This window comes from Streptomyces sp. NPDC006208 (assembly GCF_040613775.1).
Classification (GTDB): Bacteria; Actinomycetota; Actinomycetes; order Streptomycetales; family Streptomycetaceae; genus Streptomyces.
Genome location: NZ_JBEXSW010000011.1, coordinates 139596 through 154480 on the forward strand (window position 1 = coordinate 139596; position 14885 = coordinate 154480).

At 69.5% G+C, this 14885-nt stretch carries 14 protein-coding genes; 8 read left to right on the plus strand and 6 right to left on the minus strand.

The window, feature by feature from the left end; genetic code table 11:
• Window positions 1–58: 58 nt before the first annotated feature.
• The 3 genes from ABZ208_RS11585 (at window position 59) to ABZ208_RS11595 (ending at window position 5839) form a co-directional block, all read left to right on the plus strand.
• Window positions 59–385 (plus strand): transposase, encoded by a 327-nt coding sequence (locus ABZ208_RS11585; RefSeq protein ID WP_356909332.1) that lies wholly within the window; start codon window positions 59–61, stop codon window positions 383–385.
• A gap of 720 nt (window positions 386–1105) precedes the next feature.
• Entirely contained in the window at window positions 1106–5452 is a 4347-nt protein-coding gene (locus ABZ208_RS11590; RefSeq protein WP_356909333.1) for an RICIN domain-containing protein, read from the plus strand.
• Between the two features lie 120 nt (window positions 5453–5572).
• Window positions 5573–5839: a hypothetical protein gene (locus tag ABZ208_RS11595; protein WP_356909289.1), complete on the plus strand. Its 267-nt coding sequence runs from the start codon at window positions 5573–5575 to the stop codon at window positions 5837–5839.
• Window positions 5840–6202: 363 nt separating this feature from the next.
• On the opposite strand, the gene ABZ208_RS11600 is transcribed toward ABZ208_RS11595, so the two are convergent.
• Window positions 6203–7078, minus strand: coding sequence for a hypothetical protein (locus ABZ208_RS11600; protein ID WP_356909290.1), 876 nt, complete (start codon window positions 7076–7078; stop codon window positions 6203–6205).
• Entirely contained in the window at window positions 7075–7593 is a 519-nt protein-coding gene (locus tag ABZ208_RS11605) for a sigma-70 family RNA polymerase sigma factor (protein ID WP_356909291.1), read from the minus strand. Before ABZ208_RS11605 ends, ABZ208_RS11600 begins: the two co-directional genes overlap by 4 nt.
• A gap of 91 nt (window positions 7594–7684) precedes the next feature.
• On the opposite strand from ABZ208_RS11605, the gene ABZ208_RS11610 reads away from it, so the two are divergent.
• Both ABZ208_RS11610 and ABZ208_RS11615 read left to right on the plus strand, forming a co-directional pair.
• Window positions 7685–8638, plus strand: coding sequence for an amidohydrolase family protein (locus tag ABZ208_RS11610; RefSeq protein ID WP_356909334.1), 954 nt, complete (start codon window positions 7685–7687; stop codon window positions 8636–8638).
• Window positions 8639–8740: 102 nt separating this feature from the next.
• A complete protein-coding gene (locus ABZ208_RS11615; protein ID WP_356909292.1) occupies window positions 8741–9376 on the plus strand; it encodes a DUF4232 domain-containing protein in 636 nt (211 codons plus the stop codon).
• Here ABZ208_RS11615 and ABZ208_RS11620 read toward each other — a convergent pair.
• Complete coding sequence (locus tag ABZ208_RS11620; protein ID WP_356909293.1) at window positions 9366–9644, minus strand: DUF397 domain-containing protein; 279 nt, start codon at window positions 9642–9644, stop codon at window positions 9366–9368. The two genes, ABZ208_RS11615 and ABZ208_RS11620, sit on opposite strands and share 11 nt — an antisense overlap.
• Entirely contained in the window at window positions 9628–10467 is an 840-nt protein-coding gene (locus ABZ208_RS11625; protein WP_356909294.1) for a helix-turn-helix transcriptional regulator, read from the minus strand. The genes ABZ208_RS11620 and ABZ208_RS11625 overlap by 17 nt, the downstream gene beginning before the upstream one ends.
• Before the next feature lie 115 nt (window positions 10468–10582).
• On the opposite strand from ABZ208_RS11625, the gene ABZ208_RS11630 reads away from it, so the two are divergent.
• Both ABZ208_RS11630 and ABZ208_RS11635 read left to right on the plus strand, forming a co-directional pair.
• A complete protein-coding gene (locus ABZ208_RS11630; protein WP_328399173.1) occupies window positions 10583–10798 on the plus strand; it encodes a hypothetical protein in 216 nt (71 codons plus the stop codon).
• A complete protein-coding gene (locus tag ABZ208_RS11635; RefSeq protein ID WP_356909336.1) occupies window positions 10795–11013 on the plus strand; it encodes a hypothetical protein in 219 nt (72 codons plus the stop codon). Before ABZ208_RS11630 ends, ABZ208_RS11635 begins: the two co-directional genes overlap by 4 nt.
• Before the next feature lie 215 nt (window positions 11014–11228).
• Here the strand turns inward: ABZ208_RS11635 and ABZ208_RS11640 are convergent, their stop codons facing one another.
• On the minus strand, window positions 11229–11525 hold the full coding sequence (locus tag ABZ208_RS11640; protein WP_356909295.1) for a hypothetical protein: 297 nt from the start codon (window positions 11523–11525) through the stop codon (window positions 11229–11231).
• A gap of 129 nt (window positions 11526–11654) precedes the next feature.
• Entirely contained in the window at window positions 11655–13286 is a 1632-nt protein-coding gene (locus tag ABZ208_RS11645; protein WP_356909296.1) for a serine hydrolase, read from the minus strand.
• A 105-nt stretch (window positions 13287–13391) separates the two neighbouring features.
• Here ABZ208_RS11645 and ABZ208_RS11650 point away from each other — a divergent pair, with 105 nt between their 5' ends.
• Window positions 13392–14864, plus strand: a complete 1473-nt coding sequence (locus ABZ208_RS11650; RefSeq protein ID WP_356909297.1) for an ABC transporter permease — start codon at window positions 13392–13394, stop codon at window positions 14862–14864.
• Window positions 14865–14885: the final 21 nt, after the last annotated feature.

Below are 14885 nucleotides of genomic sequence, written 5' to 3' on the forward strand. Positions count from 1 at the left end.
GTTCGACCGCGGACAGGCCGTGTCTCAGAGTGGCTCGATCCCCTCGTCCTACATCGTGATGATCTCGGTGCGGGGCGAGGGGATCTTTCCGGCCAGCAGTGGTCGGTGCTGTAGCCGTTTGTTGCCGGTCGCGGTGTCGGGCCGGCCGTCGGTGGGCCGGCGGAAGCTGATCGACGGGATCCGCCGGCGATTGCGGACCGGTGCCGCGTGGAGAGATCCACCGTTGGAACGCCGGCCGTGGACGGTCTACGGACTCTTTCGCCGCCGGCAGCGCGACGGCACCTGGCCCATGCTGCTGACCGGACTGCAGGCCTGGGCGGACGCGGCAGGGCTGATCAGGTGGGAGGTCGATGTCGACTCCACCAAGCACGGCCGGCCGCCGTGACATCGGTCGCCTGGCAGGGCGACCGGTGGATGGAGACGAGCTCCCGGACAGGGGTGACTATCGGCCAGTTTCTGGCCGAGAAGTAGCGCCGCATTCACACTCCTTTCACAGCAGCCACACGGGTAAACCCTGACATGAGCACGGTATTTACGCGCAGCGCGTCGGGGCGATCCCCCGAATGCCCCATCGGCATGGGTCGGAGGCGCCCAAACGGAGGCTTGCCCAAAGGTGTTGAGCTCTGCCTATGGTGATCGCTGCGCGCGTGGGCGGAACCTGACCCTTCTGCCCTGACGCGCGCATCAGTCGGCGGCCGGGGGGCCAGTGCCGCCACGGGGGGAGGGCGAACCGTCATGCAGTGCTACCGGCTCACCGCGAAGGCCGACTCGGTCGGCGCCGTCCACCGCCCCCATCGCCGCGCCGGATCGGCCGGCTGACCCGGCGCGCAACGCTCACACCTCTTGGGGCGGTCGCCCCCGCCTGCTCTCGTTCGCTACGAAGGATGCTCTTTTGCGCCCTATACCAGGGTTGTTCAGACCCGGATCACGCACATCCGCGGCGTTCACCTCCGCCGTCACATCCATCGCCGCCCTGGCCGTGCTCGGCGGGCTGGCCGTCCAGCCTGGCCTGCGGGACCTCGGACAGCGCACCGCCCTGGCGGGCGGTTCCGAGGACTGGTTCGAGGAGACGGCCGCGGAGGAGTTGCGGCAGGACCAGTGCCTGATGGCCGATGTGCTGCGCCTGGGCGGGCCGTCCATGGCCACTGTCGCGCAGGACGGCCTGAATCAGCCGCAGGACAAGCTGCACGTTCTGGCCAACCGGCAGCACTGGGAGGACACTCCGCTCGCCCAGGCGTACAAGTCGGACAGGGACGCGGCGTCCAAGGAGATGGACAGCCTCAACGCCCTCTGGAGCGGTTGGAAGAAGCCGCTCGAGGGGTTGGAGAGGCCTCCCATAGCGGACTTCCACGAACCTCCGGGCGGAACGGGGGACAACAGAGGCACCTTCTATCAGCAGACCGGTCTGTCGAAGTGGATCTCCGACCGGTTCTGGAAGAACGACAGCGACTTCTACGAGGATCCCACCCCCAAGGCCGACGGGCCGACGGTGAAGGCCGTCAAGGATCTCGGCACTCCGCTGTACGGCAAGGACCCCGATCCCAACCTGCCGGAGTGGGACCGTCAGTACGCCGAGCATGGCGCGTTCGAGCACCTGACTGACTGGTCACTGGAGCCAACGGGTGCGGACAACGCCCGTATCTTCCTTGCCTCCGGCGGTTTCCCCCGCACCGCGCCGCAGCCGGGTACGGCGGAGCACCGCGTCGCGGTCGAGGACGTGAAGACCCGGTTCGCGTCGTGCGCGTGGCGTGACCCGATGGACCCGAACAAGGTGTTGGGCGACATCTCCGCCACCGCCGCGGCGGAGTGGCAGCAGGAGATCGCCTCCCAGCAGGTGCAGCGCAACCAGCTCCTGAACGCGAACAAGGACGCCACCAAGTCCCTCGCCGCGGGCGCGAAGACACTGGGAGACCTGCTGGGTCACTCCTGGGTCGCCGACCACCTCGCACGCTGGCAGGACTACTGGTCCGCGGGCGGCGTGGGCTGGATCGGTGACAGCTACGCGACGATCGAGGTGCCGGGCGCCAAGGGCAACTGCCTGGACGTCCAGGGCGGCGGCAAGACCAACGGCACGCCGGTCCAGATCTACACCTGCAACGGCGGTGCCGCCCAGCAGTGGACGATCGAGGGCAGCGAGGACGACCTCCACATCCGTAACGTCGGCTCGCTCAAGTGCCTGGACGTGGCCGGGAACGCGTCGGCCAACGGCACGAAGATCCAGATCTCGGACTGCTACAAGTCCAAGGGGCAGTCGTGGAAGGGCGATGTCCGCGCTGCCTCGCCCCTGAAGAGCGTGTCCACGGGCAAGTGCCTGGATCTGAGCGCGTTCACCAAGAGCACGGATGCGCGGCTGTGGGACTGCAAGGACGCCAGTGCGCAGAAGTTCCTGATCAAGCCGTCCGGTCACAAGGGTACGGACAGCCTGTCGTACCCGGAGAAGGCGCAGTTCGACAAGGCGAAGAAGGGCGTCACCGACACCCAGGCGGCGGCGAAGAAGCAGCTGGCCGCGCTCAAGACGCAGCTGGAGAACGCCAAGAAGTCGGGCACCACCTCGGATGCCGCTGAGCAGGCGGCGTACGGGATCGCGGATGCCGCTGGTGCGCCGCGGGGGCGTGGTCTCCTCGTGGGCCAGCAGAAGGCGCAGGTCACCAAGGGCATCGTCGCCGCGCTGACGGCGATGGTGAAGGCCGGTGAGACCGCCGAAGCGGCCACCCGTGCCTCCGCCGGTGACAGCGAGACGGTTGCGCAGCGCGCGCTGGCTCAGGCGGCGCAGGTCAATGCCGAGTTCCGCAAGGAGGCCGCGCACAAGGCCGAGTTGCAGGCGAAGGCGGCGGCTGACGCGGCCAAGCTGCACCGGGACAACGCGAAGAAGGACAAGGAGACGGCGGAGGCCAAGCTTGCCGTCGCGCTGAAGGCGGAAGGGGAAGCGAAGGCGGCCGCTGCTGACGCGCACGCGAAGCGGCTGGCTGCTGAGGCCGAGGAGAAGACGGCCAAGGCGGAGAAGGAGACCGCCGCCGCCAAGCAGGCCGAGGCCAACCAGCACAAGCAGAACGCCCAGGCCGAAGCCGGCAAGGCGCAGGAGGCCAAGGGCAAGGCCGAGGCTGCCGAGGCCACCGCAGTCGAGCGGAAGAACGGCGCGATCCAGGCCCGCGACAACGCCAGGGCCAAGCGGGACGACGCCTGGGACGCCGAGCAGAGGGCGGATGCCGCTCGCGCCAAGGCGGACGCGAAGGGCGCGTACGCCGACTCACTGGAGGCAGGTTCCGAGGCTGACGCCGCACGTACCGCCGCCAACGAGGCGGACAAGCATGCGGACGATGCGGAAGCGGCCGCCGGCCGTGCCCGCACCGCGGCCAACGCCGCCACCGAGGCGGCCGCTGAGGCGGATGCCGCGGCCACCCGTGCCGAGGCGGCCGCCAAGCGGTCCCGTGCGAACGCGGATGCCGCCCAGGCCGCCAAGCTGAAGGCCGACGCCGCGGTGCGGACCGCGACCAGCGCCGCGGCCGACGCCATCAAGGCGTCCGAGCACGCCTTCGAAGAGGCCAAGACGGCCGTCAAGTTGGCGGAGGAAGCGGAGAAGCTGGCCAAGACCGCCAAGACCCAGGCGGACGAGGCGAACAAGGAGGCCGGCAAGGCCCTCGTGGCTTCGGCGAAGGCCGCGGGCTTCGCCCACGTCACCGCGCAGGCCGCGGTCGACGCGGGCAACGCAGCCGCCCAGGTCGCCAAGCCGGCCAACGACGCGATCCAGCTCGGCTCCCCGTATGTCACCACCGACTCGGCCGCGAGCCTGGTCGTGCTGACCGGGCAGGCGTCCAAGTCGATCGCCGACCAGCAGAAGGCCGTCGCCGACGCCCACGCCAAGAACGCGCAGGCCGAGGCCGCAGCCGCCAAGAACCTGGCCGACCAGGCGTCCGGCGACGCGAAGATCGCCTACCAGTACGCGGCCAACGCCGCCGGACACGCCGCCAACGCCCGCACCTACTCCAAGGAGGCCCTCGGGTACGCGGCCGACGCCGCCGCAGCCGCCTCAAAGGCCTCGCAGTCCCTGGCCCGCACCATCGAGTACGACCGCCAGGCCACCGAGGACGCCGCTGCCGCCGACAAGGCCGCGGGCCGCGCCGAAGGCTACGCCAAGGAGGCCCGCAGCTCCGCCGACCAGGCCGCCCTCGATGCTGCTGCCGCCCGCGACGCGGCAGCAGCGGCGGAGCAGGCGGCCAAGGACGCACGCGCTGCCGCAACCCGCGCCGACGCCGCAGCCACCGAAGCCGAACAGGCCGCCAAGGACGCGGCCAAGTACGCCAAGGAAGCCCAGGAAGCCGCCGACCGGGCCGAGAAGGCCTCCAAGGCGAAGCAGATCGACACCGGAACCGTTCCCGACGGATCCGGAGGGTCCATCGGCAACATGTTCTACGTCGTCGACCACACCGAGAACATCGGCGAACCCCAGACCGTAAAGAAGACGGCCGGCTGCGACGGCTGGATCGACAAGCTCTTCTACCGGGGCGACTGCACGATGACCGTGAAGATCCGGTACAAGGCCTTCCTCGACCTGTACCTGTGCACCGCACAGGTCCTGGACCCGTCGAAGTCCACGTGTCCCTCCAGTGAGACGTTGTATCTGGGTCAGCACCCGACGGACGAGCTGTCCCAAGAGGTCACGCACACCATCACGATCGCCGAATACCAGGCGGGCGTCGATCCGGTGGACATCCTCTTCGGGAGCTGGATCAGGTGCGCCCAGAAGCTCACCCCGGGCGGTGAGAACGGAAGCTGGGGCGGATGCGCCTGGGCAGCCGTGGATGTCGCGCTACTGTTCTCGGGCAAGATCATCAGGCCCATCGCGGACGCCGTCAGGGCGGCGGACGCCGCTGCGAGGACCGGCATCGGATTCGCGGACGCCTACAAGGCCCTGCGTTCCCTCGGCCTGTCCGAAGAGGTCATCGCCGGCATCAGCAAGGTGCAGTTCCAGCGGCTGAGGGCAGCTTGTCTGACATCCCTGGCCCCGTCCAAGACGCGCGCGCTGCCGGCCGGCGGCAGTGCGAAGCGGATCAGCGCGGCCAGCAGCGCCAAGTGCCCGGACTACGTTGAGGTAGCGCCGAGCGGATTTGGAATGGTTGCAGGCATCAACGACGCCGGCCTCGTCTCCATGGCCGTCAAGAAAGGTCCGGGTACGCGGAGTGGCGGCGAAATGTTCAACTCCGCCATTGCGCACTTCGGCGACAAGGTCAAGGGAGTAAAGGCGTACTGGCAGAACGGTGGAGAACTCAGCGACAACCTGAACGACTTCAACAAGGCCGTGCGAAGTGGCGAATACGCATCACTCGAGGAAGCCGCACTTCGGGGAACGTTCACGGGGCATATGTCTGCGAAGCACGGGTTCACGAACGTAGAAATAATTGAACTCCGAGGAATGCCGGGCGAGTACACCGAGGTTGGTGTGATCTTCTCGTAGAATATCGCCCGCGCGATGCGCGAGGTGAGCGGGCGTATGTGAGGACGGGTCTCACGCGAAGTGAGACCCGTCCTCACACCACAGTTGGTGCTCAGGGCAGAGCGGAAAGCTAGGTGCGACATGGGTGATCTGGAAAAAACAGCAGACGAACTGAGGGCGGCTCACGCGGAAGGCAAGGGTGCAGTGGAACTGGCCTTGCTTTCCAGGGACAAGTTGGGTTCGGCGTTCGGCGTCATCTCTTTCATTGCCGCATTCCGTATGGCGTTTGACGTTCCGCTTCCTGTTCTGCAGCGGGCGCAAGCGTGGGAGGGTTTCGGCTGGGGAGGTGTTCAAATCTCTGATGAAGAGTTTTCCGCAGTCATGTCGCCCTGGCTTGCGCACCCGTAGCCGCATGGACCTCCCGGCGGCCTGATGTGCCGGTGACGCTGCCGAACGGGGCGTAGTACCAAACGGGAGCTCCACGCGCCAGACCTGCTCAGGCAGGCGGAGCGCATGCAACCCATCCGGACCCTGTGGAAGTCCCGGATCACGCCACGAGCGTGACCGGCAGCTCGTCCACCAGCGGGAACCGGGCGCGGCGCTACAGAGCACACCGACACATCCCACCACCTGGGAACGATCGCTGACCGGGCATTTGCTGCCCTGCTGCATGCCGGTGCCCGGTGATCACGCCGGCAGGACCTTCAGCGGGCATCTGCCGTGTCCGACCGGGAGCCTTCTACCGTCACGACCCGATCTACGGCTGTAGTACTAGCGGACGGTGCGGAGGTACGCGGAGAGGGCGGCCACGTCCGGGTACTTCTCCGCCTCGCGGGACAGCGGGTCGTCGTCGCGGCCGTGGCCGATGACCGGGTTGACGACACGGCCGTCGCCCTGGATGTACAGGCCCTGGGAGCAGATCAGCCGGTAGTACGGCCGATCCCCCTGCAGGACCCGCCTCTCCTCGGCGGTGACCGGCTCACCGGACCGGACGCGCTCCTCGACGAAGCGTTCGCCCTCCTCCGCCTTGGAGCGCAGGAACCAGACCGAACGGCCCTTGGGCAGCCGGAGCTTCATCCCGTTGACGCCGTCGGCCATCTCGTGGGGCGATCCGGTGAACTCCACCGTGACCCGCTTCCGGAAGCCCTCCGGAAGCGTGCCCGCCACCACCTCCACGGGGCGGATCGTCACGCCGATCATCTGGACGCCGTACGCCCTGCGGGTCGGCCGTACGCCGACGACCTCGCCGATCACGACGGCCGATGCGGCGCGGGCCGCCTGCCCGAGGGAGTCGTAGCGCTCCACCTCGTCCGCGAGGCCCGTCGAGCGGAGCCGGTCGAAGAAGGCGGCGTCGGACGGTGACGGCGCCTTCTTCGACGGGGGCCGGTCGCTCGCGACGGGGCGGCCGCCGCCGGAGGAGCCACGGTCGAGCAGTTGCGGCCCGGCGACCAGTGCCGCCGTGACCGCGGCGGCCGTTGCGGCCGTCGAGGCGATCACGAGCGTTGTCCGCCTGTGCCGTGGCCGGGGTGCGCGCGGTGCGGCCAGCACGTCCGACAGGATCCGCCGGCCCTCGTCGGTGGCGTGCCAGCTCTCGTGCGCGGGCGGCCCGGCAGAGCGGATCGCCTCGGTGATGTCGTGGTCGTTCACGGTTGCGCCTCCTTGTGTGCGCTCTCCATCCGCCGGCGCAGTCGTCGGCGCGCCCGGTGCAGCCGGACGGCGTAGGTACCGGGCGAGCAGCCCAGGACCTCGGCAGCCTGGGGGCCGCTCAGGTCGTGCCACGCCGCCAGGGTGAGCACTTCCTGGTCCGCGTCCGGCAACGTCCGCAGCGCGGTGATCACTTCCTGCTGCGCGAGCGCGGAGGGGTCGGTGCCGTACATGCCCGACGCCAGGGAGCCGAGCCGCTCGGTCAGCGCCGAACGCCGGGCCTGCCCGCGCAACTCGTTGGCGACGAGCCTGCGGGCGGTGGCGAGCAGCCACGGCAGTGCCGGGTCGCGGATCTCGTCGATGCGGCGCCACGCGACCAGAAAGGTCTCCGAGACCATGTCCGGCGCCGACGCCGGGCCCACGCGATGGGCGGCGAAGGCATGGACCTGACCGGCGTGCGCGGCGTACAGCTCCTCCAGCCGCCGCCGCGCGTCCTCATCGCTCCGATACGTCCCCACCGGCCCCCCTCTCGTGCTCCCACCCCGTAGTTGTCCGGCACCCGGCCCGGTATTACAGGGGCTCCGGTGGACAGCCCATCCGGGCGGCGTGATGCTGGAGACGATGCGCACCGATGTGCACGCCCACCTGTGGAGCGAGGGCTATCTCCGTCTCCTGGAGTCCTACGGGCGCGAGGACACCGCGACCCAGCGAGGACTCGGAGCCGGCGACAGCCCGGCGGAGCTCGACGCCCGGTTCGCGATGAACGACGCCGCGGGTATCGACCATCAGATCCTGTCCGTCTCCCCGCAGACCCCGTACTTCGCCGCCGAGGCCGAGGCGGTCAGGGCCGCGCGCCTCGCCAACGACCTCTACGCCGACGCCGTACGCGACCGGCCGCGGCGTTTCTCCGCGTTCGCCGCGCTGCCCCTGCCCCATCTGGACGCTTCGCTGGAGGAGTTGGCCCACGCGCTCGACGATCTCGGCATGGCAGGGGTCGGGCTGACCACGTCCGTACTGGGGCGCAGCCTCGGCGACCCGGTCTTCCGCCCGCTGTTCGAGGAGTTGGACCACCGGGGCTCCGTGCTGAGTCTCCATCCGGCGGGGCGCGACGCCGGGTCGCCGCTCATCGCCGAGAACCGCATGCGCTGGATGGTCGGCGCGCCGATGGAGGACACCATCTGCGCGATGCACCTGATGCTCGAGGGCATTCCGCGCCGCTTCCCGAGGCTGCGGATCGTGCATGCGCACCTCGGTGGCGCGCTCCCGATGCTGCTGCCGCGCGCCGACGAACACGTCCCCTGGGAGGCCCCGGACATCGTCGAGATGCCGACCGTCGCCGCCCGGCGCATGTACTACGACACGGTGGCCCACGGCCACGCCCCCGCCGTGCGGGCGGCTGCGGACTCGTACGGCGCCGACCGGCTGATGCTCGGCACCGACTTCCCGTACCAGACGGGGGACGGACTGCGCCGGGCCGTGGACTTCCTGCGTGAGGCGCTGACCCCGGAGGAGGCCGAGGCGGTGCTGAAGGCGGGCGCGGCGCTGCTGCCGGACTCCGGATGACCGTGGTGGATTCGGCAAGGCTTCGTCACCAAGCTGTGAAGGTTCTGCGGGACGCTGGAGTTCACCAGCGCACTTGCGCTGCTCACTCGGGGGAGACACCACATGAGCACCGTACGCAGAGCCGCCGTCGTCCTTGCCGCCGTTTCCGCACTGGCACTGACCGCCTGCGGGCCCGACGAGGAGATCGCCGAGCCGGCCGGCACTCCGACGCCGGTCGCGAGCCCCTCGAAGTCCGCGACCCCCTCGAAGCCGACGACGCCGTCCGGCTCGCCGAGCAAGGACTCGTCCGGCGGCGGTGACGGTTCGACGGCCGACCCCGACTACAACGTCTTCCCGTGCAGCACGTACGACGTGAAGTTCACGGCGACCCGCGCGGAGGCCACGACCAGCAGCTACCTGCTCAAGGTCACCAACAAGAGCGGTAAGCCGTGCGAGGTGCTGGGCCATCCGATCGTGACCTTCGGCGACCTGGACGGCGCGGCGACCGAGCGGGGGGAGGCCCCCGGCATCGAGGACGAGATCAGGCTCGAGGCGGGCGAGACGGCGTACGCCGGGCTCATGGGCGGAGCGAACGACGGCAAGGGCAAGACCGTCAACTCCATCGCGATGACCATGAACACCGCGTCCGACCTGGAGCAGACGCCGCTCACGGCGTCGACCCCCGGCCTGTACGTCTCGCCCGACAAGAACTCCGTGACCGCCTGGATGGACAACGCGGAGGACGCGCTCAGCCTGTAGTCGACGTCCCGTTCTTCAGGTCCGCGACGAAGGAGGACCAGGCGGCGGTCCGGAAGGTGAGCTTCGGGCCGTCGGGGTTCTTCGAGTCGCGGACGGGGACGATGCCGGGGTGACCGGTGGCGACTTCGAGGCAGTCGCCGCCGCTGCCTCCGCTGTAGGTCGACTTCCGCCAGGTCGCGACCTCCAGGCAGTTGCCGCCGTCCCCGCCGCTGTAGCTGGACTTGTGCCAGATCGCGGTGCTCAGGTCGTACTCAGGACTGGTCTTCATGAGCATAATCCTCCGCCACTGACTGGATCAGGGCCAAGGAAGATTCCGGTGACAGCGCACTGGCCCCGACAAGATCGTAGGCCAGTTCGTACCGGGTGACAGTGGCTGGATCGTCCTGCAACTGGCCGGTGCCGAAGCCTTGGAGGTAGGCGAGTGGGGGCGCATCGGCGAAGGCCATCAACTTCAGGGCGCCTTCCAGAGCCATGTGGGCGCCTGCCACGAATGGCAGCACCTGCACGATGATCCGGTGCCGTCTCGCCAGAGCCGCCACATGACGCAACGCCTCCGCCATCACCTCAGGACCACCGACCCGCCGCCGTAGCACCGCCTCGTCGAACACCGCCCACAACAGGGGCGTTGTTGGGTCGTCCAGCAGATGCGCCCTGTCCAGCCGCGCCTCCACCAGCTCGTCGATCACGCTCTCAGTGGCCGTGGGCTGGTACGCGCGGAACACCGCCCTTGCGTACGCCTCCGTCTGCAAAAGGCCCGGGATCAGCAGCGGCGCGTACTCCTTGATCGTGATCGCCACCGCTTCCGCCTCCGCCGCCTCGGCGAAGTGGTCCGGATAGCGAGACTTGTTGGATGCCTTGCAGTTCCGCCCGAAGAAGCCGTTCGTCTCCAGGATCTCGTCCATCTGTCCCGCGTACTCCGGCTGCATCCGCCGCGTCCCGGCCTCCAGCTGGCCGATGAACGAGCCGCTCACGAACAGCGGGCGGCCCAGCTCCTCCTGGGTGAGGCCCGCCTTCTCGCGGGCGTGACGCAGTTCCGCGCCGAGCAGCGCACGGGGAGAAGTGGACGGATCGAGATCCTTGGGACCGGGCATTGTCAACTCCGGTTAGGACAGATGGGGTTGTTGGGCGTCCGTTACTGGTCAGGCTAGCCGTCCGTCGACCACGCTGTGTAGGGAAAGTGAACACTCAGCGTGGAGGTTCCAGATCATGGTCGTGCGACCGGCGGAGCGGCTGCGGGCCGCCGAGGAAGTGTTGGCCCAGCTCAGGGACGGTCTCGATGTGGTGGCCGTGACGCTGCCCTCGCTCCGGGTCGACCTCGTGTCGCTGGCGAGCGATACGCCCTATCCGCTGGTCGACCTGGGACGCTGCAACCTGGACACGGCGCTTCGGCTGGCCGCCGTCCTCCAGGGGCTCAGGCCGTGACGGCCGAGGTGCCCAGGACGGGCACGTACGCCGTGGACCGCCGCGACGGGCGCGTGGGGCAGGTGATGGGGCACGTCGGGACGTACATCCAACTTCGGCCGCCCGGCGGAGGGCTGGAGTGGGACTGTCCCGTCGAGACGCTCCGGCCGGCCGGGCCGGGCGAGGTGCTGCGGGCGCGCGTACGGGAGATCAACGCGGAGGGTCGTCTGCCGTGAGCGGTCCTCGCCGGGCGCGGCGGATCGCGACAGGGCCGGCTCGGTGACGGTGCGTGGTGCCCGTTCTCGGCCGGTGGGCCGTCTGCCGCCCGGCGAACTCGGCAAGCAGCCAGCGGTAATTGCGGCAGCGGCAGTCCGTCAAGACCGCCCCTGACGCGCCATCGGCCAACTGCACTCCGGACGATGCCTCTGGGCTGGTCAGCAGCGTGCGTTCCTTACGTCAACGGGAAAGCCTCTGGGGCCATGAAGGCGAGCGCTGCCCCTACGGCGCCGAGGGCTGTGAGCATGACTGCCGTGAACCGTCCTGGCTTCCACCTCATGAAGAAGGCCGCGACGAGGAGGACGGCGGAACCGGCACAGGCGGCGAGAAAGACGAGCCATGCCTTCTCTGCGTTGTCCCGGATGAGGAGCTGGTACGGAGCGACCGCCAGGACGAGGATGACGACGCCCCACTCTTCGCCGCCGAGGACTCGTCCAGAGCCTTTCACTTCTGTGGTGTCTCTGGTGGCCATCCTGCCTTCCTCATAGGCGTGTTCAGTCGTCGGGTGATCAATGACCGAGACGCCGACAGCGGGGGAAGAGTTGCCTCGACTCAGGACGATGCCCCCTACCAGGCCAGACAGCGAAACGCTGCTGGAGCACTAGTCGCGGGTGAAGGTGCCGAGGCCGTTCCGGTCGAGACTCTCCACGCGTACCCGCGTGGCCTTGCCGTCGAGGTCGCCGGAGAAGGTCACGCCGGAGAGTCCGACCGCGTTCTCGCCGACGGTCCGGAAGCTGAAGGTGTCGCCGTCGTAGTGGGTGAGGCGGAACCGCATCCTGTCCGGGCCGAGTTGCATGATCAGGGCGCCGCCGGCGGCGGTGATCCGGAGTGGGCCGTAGTAGTCGTTGCGGTAGGTGCCGAGGTAGGCGCCTTCGGGCCTGGCAGGAGCCGCATCGGGCGGCGGCTCGGCATAGTCCGTGGGGGACCTGAGCTCTGCCTCCTCCTGCTCGTAGACCTTTCCGATCAGGGAGAGCCAGTCGGCGGTGGGTTTGCCGTACTGGGCTGTGTCGAAGAAGTTGAACGCGATGGAGTCGGCGAGGCCGACCGGCATCCCGTTGGTGAGGACGACGATGCCCAGCTGCTCGCTCGGCAGCAGGGTGACATTGGTGTTGGCGCCGAGGGCGAACGCGCCGGAGTGGCTGAGGCGCAGCCTGCCCTGGTCGTCGTAGCTGACGTTCCAGCCCAGTCCGTAGAAGCCGGTCCGGCCGGTGGGGGTGGCCGGGGGCTGGGAGACGATCTCGGGCAGGTGGGTGCGTTCGAGGGGCGCGGCGGGGACGATCTGCTTGCCGTCGAGCTTGCCGTTCGCGAGCTGGAGGCGTACCCAGCGGGCCATGTCCTCGGCGGTGGAGCTGACTCCGCCGGCGGGGGACTGGGCGTCGGCGTCCCGTACGTACTTCGCGGCCCAGGTGCCGTCGCCGTTGTCGACGTGCGTGACCGCCCTGTTGGAGGCCTTCTCGTAGTCGGCGAAGCGCGAGCTGGTGGAGTTCATGCCGGCAGGGCCGTACAGGCTGTCCTCGGCGAGTTTCTCCCAGGTGGTGCCCTTGGCTTCGGCGACCGCCTCAGCGGCGGCGGTGACACCGTAGTTGGTGTACGCATAGCTCGCGCGGAACGGTGCCAGCGGCTCCTGGCTCAGGCGCCCGAGGATGTAGTCCCGGTCGTAGCCGAGGTCTTCGAGCAGGTCGCCCGCGTGGTCGGGCAGACCGCTGCGGTGCGAGAAGAGGTCGGCGACGGTGACGTGATCGGTGACCCAGCGGTCCTTCAGCGCGAAGCCGGGCAGATGTCCGGTGACCGGTTCGTCCCAGGTGACGGCCTTGTCGCCCACGGCGTCGGCGACGACGGTGGAGGCGAGGGGCTTGGAGAGGGATGCGAGCTGGAAGACGGTGTCCGGCTCGACGGCGCCGGGCCTGCCGACCTGGCGTTCGCCGAAGCCCTTGAGGTACACCACGCGGTCCTTGTGCACGACGGCCACGGCGACGCCCGGGACGCCGGTCTTGCGCATGCCGTCCCGGACGATGCCGTCGAGCTTGGCAACGGCGTTGTCCACCTTGGCCTGGGTGAGCTGGGGCGGGGGCTGCGGGGGCGGCTGGCGGGTGGCCGTCGGTGTCGCGGCGGTGGGTGCTGCGGCGGTGGCGGTCGTGGCACACGTGGCCGCGAGCAGGAAGGCCAGGCCCGCTGCGGACACGGCTCTGCTTCGGTGGCGTCCCGCGCGTCGCCGGAGACCCATGTCGTCCATTGAACCGCTGGGCCGGGTGTTTGTCGCACGGAGCGTGTTGCCGTTCTCATGCGGCTCTCATGGCGGGCTCAACTCCCCATCACCTCGCTTCCCTACGTTCGCGCCATGTTCTTCACCTACCTCCGGCGCGAACTGCGCCGCCGCAGAAAGGCGGCGCTCGTCGTCGCCTCGGGGCTCGCCCTCGGGATCGCGTTGGTCATCGTGGTCAACTCGGTGTCGTCCGGGATGAACCGCGCCCAGGACAAGGTCCTGGAATCGCTGTACGGGCTCGGCACGGACATGACCGTGACCAAGGCCGCGTCGCCGCCGGGGGAAGGGGAGACCGTACGGCGGCCGCGGTTCGAGTTCGACGCCAAGGACAACGACGACGACGCCGAGCAGAGCCAGGACCTGGTGATGGTCCAGGGGTTCGAGACGCTGGCAGCCTCGACGGTGGACAAGGTCGGCAAGCAGGACGGGGTCGCGGACGCGGTCGGCGGGCTGAGCCTGCGCGTGATGAAGGTCAACGGGCAGTTCAAGCGGGGCGAGGCGCAGGCGATGCCGGCGCAGCCGGGCGGTTCCGGCAGAGGGAGCGGCGGGAGCGGCGGCGGGGCCGTGCGCGGGGGCGGGGCGGCGTTCGACGTCGACTCGTACACCGTGTACGGAACGGATGTCTCGCATCAGGGGCTCGGCCCGCTGACATCCTCGAAGATCACCTCGGGGCGGACGTTCAAGGAGAGCGAGACCGACGCCAAGGTGGCCGTGGCCGACAGCGCGTACGCCAAGGAGAAGAAGCTCGCGGTCGGCGACAAGCTCACCGTCTCCGGGACGAAGTACGAGATCGTCGGCATCGCGACGGCGGACAGCGGGGACGCGGCGGCCAATGTCTATCTGCCGCTGAAGCAGGCGCAGACGCTCGCCGACGCGAAGAACAAGGTGACGACGGTCTACGTACAGGCGTCCGACTCGCAGCGGATCGACGGCGTCAAGCAGACCATCCGGAAGAACATCCCGGGGACGACGGTGACGACGTCGGCGGACCTCGCCGAAACGGTCTCCGGGTCCCTGTCGACCGCGTCCGACCTGGCGTCGGGCGTCGGCAGGTGGCTGTCGATCGTGGTGCTGGCGGCGGCGTTCCTGGTGGCGGGGCTGCTGACGTCGGCGGCGGTGAGCCGGCGGGTTCGGGAGTTCGGCACGCTCAAGGCGCTGGGCTGGAAGAGCGGCCGGGTCACCCGGCAGGTCGCCGGCGAGGCACTGGTCAACGGGCTGGTCGGGGGGGCGCTCGGGATCGGTCTGGGGCTGGCGGGGGCGTGGCTGATCACGACGTTCAGCCCGACGCTGACCGCGGAGCTGGGTGGTGGGCTCGGCGGTGGCGGCGCGGCGGCCGGCGGCCGGGTCGTCTTCGGCGGCGGCCCCGGCGGGCCCGGCCAGGAGACGGCCGGCCGCGCCCTGGACATCGCGCTGAGCGCGCCGGTCTCGCTCATGACCATCGCACTGGCGGTCGCGCTCGCCGTGGCGGGCGGGCTGGTGGCGGGCGGTTTCGGCGGGTGGCGTGCGTCGCGACTGCGGCCGGCGGATGCGCTGCGCCGGGTCGAGTAGCCGATTTGGTCACGTACTCAC